This is a genomic window from Enterobacter sp. 940_PEND (assembly GCF_001059415.1).
Taxonomy (GTDB): domain Bacteria; phylum Pseudomonadota; class Gammaproteobacteria; order Enterobacterales; family Enterobacteriaceae; genus Enterobacter; species Enterobacter cloacae_M.
Map to the genome: position 1 here is coordinate 1 of NZ_JUMS01000040.1, position 239 is coordinate 239.

At 46.0% G+C, this 239-nt stretch carries 1 other RNA gene; it reads right to left on the reverse strand.

What is annotated here, in order from left to right:
• Positions 1-91: 91 nt before the first annotated feature.
• A non-coding RNA gene (locus ADJ24_RS23720) (RtT sRNA) lies at positions 92-239 on the reverse strand; the annotation flags it as partial.

A 239-nucleotide genomic window follows, 5' to 3' on the forward strand; every position in this document is an offset into this window, starting at 1 on the left:
GCGACCAATTGATTAAAAGTCAACTGCTCTACCAACTGAGCTAACGACCCTTTTGGGTGTTGCCTGAATTATCACTCGGAACCAATAAAATTGGTGGGTCGTGCAGGATGACTCGGCTTCGCCTCGCCCTTCGGGCCGTTGCTAAAGCAACGTTATCCTTCACGTTTAATATCTGAGTAAGACATTAAAATTGGTGGGTCGTGCAGGATTCGAACCTGCGACCAATTGATTAAAAGTCA